Source organism: Helicobacter didelphidarum (genome assembly GCF_003364195.1).
GTDB lineage: Bacteria > Campylobacterota > Campylobacteria > Campylobacterales > Helicobacteraceae > Helicobacter_A > Helicobacter_A didelphidarum.
On the sequence record NZ_NXLQ01000107.1, the window covers coordinates 1 to 1,856 of the forward strand.

General features: G+C 30.7%; 2 protein-coding genes and 1 pseudogene. All 3 read right to left on the reverse strand.

Going from position 1 to position 1,856, the window contains the following annotated elements; all coding sequences use genetic code 11:
- A pseudogene (locus tag CQA53_RS11140) lies at positions 1–577 on the reverse strand (lipase family protein); the annotation flags it as partial.
- Entirely contained in the window at positions 555–1,184 is a 630-nt protein-coding gene (locus CQA53_RS11145; protein ID WP_245945910.1) for a hypothetical protein, read from the reverse strand. The gene CQA53_RS11145 and the pseudogene CQA53_RS11140, both read right to left, overlap by 23 nt.
- A complete protein-coding gene (locus CQA53_RS11150; protein ID WP_115543990.1) occupies positions 1,169–1,753 on the reverse strand; it encodes a hypothetical protein in 585 nt (194 codons plus the stop codon). The genes CQA53_RS11145 and CQA53_RS11150 overlap by 16 nt, the downstream gene beginning before the upstream one ends.
- Between the last annotated feature and the right edge of the window lie 103 nt (positions 1,754–1,856).

Consider the following 1,856-nt stretch of genomic DNA (forward strand, 5'->3'; position numbering starts at 1 on the left):
GTGATGATGTATCATAGATTCTAGGTTTAATCTTTGTCTCTACAAAGTGTATCAAATCAAAATATTGCTCTGGGATTTGGTTTGTCCCAAGTAAGAAATCTTCATAGAAATCTTTTAGCATTGCTTTTATTTTATCACTACCCATCTCTGTGCCACGAAAGGCTAAGATATAATTGATATATCCATATTCAGCAGTATAGCTTATCTCTTTAGATTCTGTATTCTTTTGTTTGCGTTTTTCTCCAAAGAGAGTAGCAGAGAAGCCTGAATCTGTATTGGGTTGATGAAGTAATAAATCATATCTTTCAAAGAATCTTTTAGCTTGAAGTGGGGAGAAGTCGCCATCGAGTGTGCCTACTTGTATCTCATCATCTTGTTTGTGTGGATTTGGCTTTACTGCGATATAGTCTTGATAAGTGATGTCGAGTATGTCGGTTTGGGTGATTTCTGTATTTTCTCTACCTTTATATTTCTCCTCATTTTTAAATTTCTTTCCTATTAAGTCAAAATACCCATATGCTGCCCAAGCAAGCTCCGCATAATCTCTTAACTTTCTAATCTGTTCTTTGTTGCTCATTATTTTCTCCTTTTGGTATCATATTATCTTTTACCACATCAGCACAAATCAATTCTTCTTCCATCCACACAAGTTTATAACTAGCCATAGATTCTTGCTCTAAATGATAGCGTCTTGTTTGCCAAGCAGAATACATCCTCATAGCATTAATATTATATCTGTTTATTTTTGATTCATTACTATAAAAACCTGCTGCTATCCTTAAGCGATAGTTTATTTTACTTCTATTTCTTGATATAGACGCGTATTCAAATACACCTTTTTTATAATCCGAACTATTTTCTTTGAGTTGCCAAGTTCCATCATTCAACTCCTCCCAATCAAGCGTATCTAAACTCAATCCAAAGTAACTTAAGATTTTATTATATTTCTCCTCATTATTTGGTAATTCATTAAGCTTACACATCTTTTTAAATTCGTGATAGCTAGGCTCTAAATAATATGAATAAGGTGTGTAATAAAAAATAATTAATCCTATACCTCCAATAAATACTAGAATCTTAGAGATTTTCTTTTGTGATTTAAATGCTTTTCTATATATGAGCCATAGTATAAAATATGATATACTAAAAATAATAAGAAGGAAAAATATTACCACAAATAGCATTGCGATTCCTTTGAGGGTTTAGATTTTATATTATTATAAGTATAGACTTCATTTATTATCCCTCTATCCCCTTTATCTGCACTAATCCTACGCAATGGTATAAAAAATATAGCAATAACATTAAGAATATTAAATATAGCAACAAAACATATCATAGCTAAAATTGTTGTCAATATTTCTTTATAAAATTTTGTATCATCTGTAAGTAGTTTTGCCCCAAACTTATTCCATTTATCTTGCTCTGTAGGTGAAAAAAAATTAGGCTTTTCGAGTTCTATCCCTGTAAGTTTTTTATACATAGTTTTCACATCAGGTGCTGGTTCTTGCTCAAATGAAAAAGGAAATGAAAAGTCATTCAACATAAAAATAATAAATAGAATAAAGAATATAGATGAACTTAACCTCACATATCCATTAAAAAATGAAGTCTTGTATTTGGATTTATATCGAGTTTTACAATTCTTACATTCAACTATCCCGCCATCTGTAATAGTTTGATAGATTGATAGAGTATCCCACACCTTGTGTATTTTATATCCACAATTCTCACATTCCACCTTTAAAGCCATATCCACTCCTTATTTTATCCCATATTATAGCATACAATCTCTATGATATTTCCTTTATTCATGATTGCTTCCTATCGCCCAAATCTATTGTAGAAATTCATAT